This is a genomic window from Thalassovita gelatinovora (genome assembly GCF_001458355.1).
Lineage (GTDB): Bacteria > Pseudomonadota > Alphaproteobacteria > Rhodobacterales > Rhodobacteraceae > Thalassobius > Thalassobius gelatinovorus.
Genome location: NZ_CYSA01000022.1, coordinates 1 through 3,936 on the forward strand (window position 1 = coordinate 1; position 3,936 = coordinate 3,936).

The 3,936-nt window shown below is 55.5% G+C and carries 3 protein-coding genes; 1 reads left to right on the forward strand and 2 read right to left on the reverse strand.

Annotation, left to right across the window (positions count from 1 at the left end):
* The coding region (locus TG4357_RS11300; RefSeq protein WP_058263012.1) for a methyl-accepting chemotaxis protein at positions 1-1,432 on the reverse strand (1,432 nt) is incomplete at its 3' end.
* 112 nt (positions 1,433-1,544) lie between these two features.
* Complete coding sequence (locus TG4357_RS11305; protein WP_058263013.1) at positions 1,545-1,871, reverse strand: hypothetical protein; 327 nt, start codon at positions 1,869-1,871, stop codon at positions 1,545-1,547.
* A 658-nt stretch (positions 1,872-2,529) separates the two neighbouring features.
* On the opposite strand from TG4357_RS11305, the gene TG4357_RS11310 reads away from it, so the two are divergent.
* Positions 2,530-3,936, forward strand: a 1,407-nt coding sequence (locus tag TG4357_RS11310; protein ID WP_199484648.1) for a HAMP domain-containing methyl-accepting chemotaxis protein, incomplete at its 3' end; no start/stop codon positions are given.

Sequence of the window (3,936 nt, forward strand, 5' to 3'; positions counted from 1 at the left end):
CCGCGGCCATCGACATTTCCTCGGCGGCCGAACTGTTCTGCTGCGTGACCGTATCAAGCTGCTGAATGGCAACACTGATCTGGCCCGCACCGGCGTTCAGTTCGCTATTGGCAGACGAAATGCCACTGACGAGTTTCGCCGTCTGCTGAATATCGGGCACGAGATGCGAAAGCAGATTGCCCGCCGCCTGCGCCGACCGCACTGTTTCCCCCGAAAGCCCGGAAATTTCCGTTGCGGCTTCCTGTGAACGCTCTGCCAGCTTGCGCACTTCGGCCGCCACGACCGCGAAACCACGGCCGTGATCGCCAGCCCGCGCCGCTTCGACCGCAGCATTCAGCGCCAGAAGATCGGTCTGACGCGCGATTTCCTGGATCACCATGATCTTGTCGGCAATCGTTTCCATCGCCTTGACCGCATCGTCGACGGCCTTGCCGCTGGTTTCTGCATCCTGCGCCGCCTTGAGCGCGATGGTTTCGGTCCGGTTGGTGTTTTCGGCGGTCTGATTGATGGTGGCCGCCATTTCTTCGACCGAGGCCGAGGTTTCCTCGGACGATGCGGCCTGTTCGGACGCGCCTTGGCTCAGCTGTTCGGAACTGGCCGCCATTTGTTCGCTGCCGGACGCAACATTGCGCGCCGCCGAGGACACATCGCCGACAACGGACTTCAAGCGTTCGGTCATTCGGGTGAGCGCATCGACAAGATCCCGGATCTCGTCATTGGACTTCACCTTTGCCGTGGCGGTCAAATCGCCGTCGGCCACCGCACGAGCCACGCCGACGGCGGTAGAAATGCCTCGCGTGATGTTGTGGATGATCCAGATCGCCATTGCGGTTGAGACAAGCAGGATGATGCTGCCGACGGCAATCATCATCGCCTTACCTGTCTGGTAGGCCACCTTGGCCTGCGCACCGCTTTCGTCCACAAGGCTGCTTTGGTAATCCTTGAAACCTTCGATCGCGGCGAGAAACGCTTCGAGAGAGGGTTTAAGATTGGCATCCACGTCCTGTATCGCGGCCTCGCGGTGCCCATTGTTCAGATTTTGCCTGATCTTCGCAAAACTTTCGACATAGGGCTTTCGCTTGTTGTTCACCTCGGCGAGTTGCGCCTGACCTTCCGCACTGGTGATCGTCGGCTCCAGCTCTGCCAGAAGTCCGTCGATCGCCTTGACGGTCCCGGCGATACGCCCGGAGATTTCGTCGCGCTCTTGCTGCGTGTCGGCAAGGACCATCTCGAAGTTGGCGCGGGCGTTAGCATTGACTTTCGTGGTGAACGCATTGATGACGCCCATTTTCCACCAGTAGTTGTCGACCACCGTTTTAACCTCGCGGTCAAGGTCGCGCAGGCTCATGTAACCGGCCCCCATGCCCGCGATCGCCAGAACCACCATAACGGTGAAGGCCGCAGCCAGTTTGAATTTCAGTGTCAGTCTCATCGTCATCTCCTTGTGTCGGTGTTCCGGACTACGCTTTCGCAGCCGGTGTCGTAAATTCGCCGCAGATCGGGGCATGATGAACTGCCCGTCATGTTTTGCGACACCGCTCGGGTTATTCAGGACTTTTTTTGTTGGGGCTGAGATCGATGGCGGCAATCTTCCAGCCGCTATTGCTGCGCATTATTTGTGCAATGTCGAGGATCCGCGCCACCGCGCCTTCGGACCAGCTGGTCGCGCCGGTATCCTTCTTGATGTCGCTACAGAGCCGCGAGAATGACTTGAGCATGATCTGGTTGTTGCTGAGGAATTGATCGAACCACGATACCAGCTTGTCTTCGCTTGTTGTGGACGAAGCCCCCTCACTGCAGCCAAGTGCATCGCCGAGGGAATATCTTTGCCGCATCATCGCGAACGTGGGCACAAAAATCGTGATGGTCATAAAAAAATACTTCCCGCAAACCTTACGAGTTCAAATAACGGTCTTGACTCAGGAAAAGTTTAGGGCCGCCCTGAATCCTGCTTCAGGACTGGCTGAACACGGTCATGATCTTGTTCTGAATCATTCGACAAAGCCTGTGCTGAAATGCATGAAAATATTAGTCAACGCATTGAAAATATATAATTATAATCTCACCTCCACGAACTCTTAAGGCATCTGAAAACACGCCGAATCGTCTCGGCGGAAACGGTGCTGACTGCTGCTCAGTATCTGTCCCGTTACGCCTGATGATAGACATTTGAAACGGCTGGATCGACAATGCCCCGTTAACAAAGCGCCCATTAAAGCGGCGGTTCGATTAATATATTTGCACATTAAATTATACCCTTAACCCCAATTAAATAAACACTAATTGGGGTCGTCTTCTTCACTGGGCAGTCCATGAAGGAGACGCATCTCAAACATATCAAATCGCACTCTGTCAGGGCACAACCTGCAACGAATGACCGGGGAATTTTTCTCTTGTCAGGGTGCCGCAATGCAAAAAGTGACACGATATTCGCGACCAGCCCGCAAGCTGGCGAATATCTCAGAATATGGAGGGGCCGCGACGCAGCCCCAGGACGTAAAGTTAACAGTGGTAATGGGACTTCTGAAAATGACCCTAAAGTTTAAATTGACTTCGGTGTTCACCCTTGTGGTGCTTCTGGCTGCAGCTGGCATCGGGCTTGGCATCCTTAAAATGGGCGAACTCAAAGCCGAGTTCGACGATGTTCTGGAACGCAAGGTTCGCGGCGTTGCGTTGGCCAATGAGATCAGCGCGGAATCCGTGTGGATCGCACGAAGTGAAAAAATGTTGCTTCTTGCTCCGGGCAAGGCTGAAAAGTATGCCCGTGCAGTCGAGATGGATAAGCGCGCCGCAAATATCGATCAACTCCTTGCCGAGCTTCGTGCTGTGTCGGAACCGTCAGATCAGGAATTGCTTGATGCCTACGAGGCGGATTGGCAGAAATACCTATCCGTGAACCGTGAGGTTCGGGAAGCTTCGGGTCTGCAATCGATCCTGAAGGGGCGTGAAATTCTTCAAAACGAGGGATTAAAAGCCTATGAAGCTGTGGCGGCGAGCATGACCGCTTTGAAGCAAACTCTGTCTAACAACAATAGTGCTGTGGCGGCATTTGGCGGCACTGCAAGCAATATCGATTCTGAGGTGATCTCGGATATCGAAGCTGCGGTTTTGCACGTGTTGGTCAACATCTACAGCGCGATGGCGTCATCCGCCGACCCCGAGACCCTCGAAGCCTATGCCATACGCACGGAACAGCGTATTGCCGGGTTGATGGACACCGTCAAAGTTGCCGAAAACACTCTTCCGGAAGACTATCAAGCGCATTTGGCGGAAATGCTCAAAGCAGGTGCAGTCTGGTTGCCATTAGTCCAGTCGGCGCTGGAAAAAGCTCGTGAGAATGGGGATTACGCCGCACTCCAGATCAGCAACGGTCGGTCCTCGACAGCCCGCCGGGCAGCAGATGCACAGCTCACAACTCTGATTGAGCGGCTGAAAGTCCGCATGGACACAGCACAGACGGGTGTCGCGGAAACCTATGCGCTTAGTACGCAGATTCAGATCGGTTCGCTTGTCGCGATGGTTCTTATCGCTGCGGTTGCAGCAATCATGATTGTTCGCGGGATCTATCGGCAGCTTGGGGGCGAACCCGCCTATGCGCAGGACGTGCTGCGCCAGATTGCCGATGGGGATCTGAGCGCCACCATCAAAACCCGTTCGGGCGATCATGACAGCCTGCTTGCTGCGCTGGCCAATATGACCGAACGCTTGAAGTCCGTTGTCGGCGATGTGTCCTCGGCGGCGCGCAATGTTGCGTCCGGCAGCGAACAAATGGCGGCCAGTTCCGAACAGCTGAGCCAAGGCGCGTCCGAACAGGCCGCATCGTCCGAGGAAACCTCGGCCTCGGTCGAAGAAATGGCGGCCACCATCAATCAGACCGCCGAAAACACCAACCGGACCGAAACCATCGCGCTCAAGGCGGCGCAGGATGCAGAAACC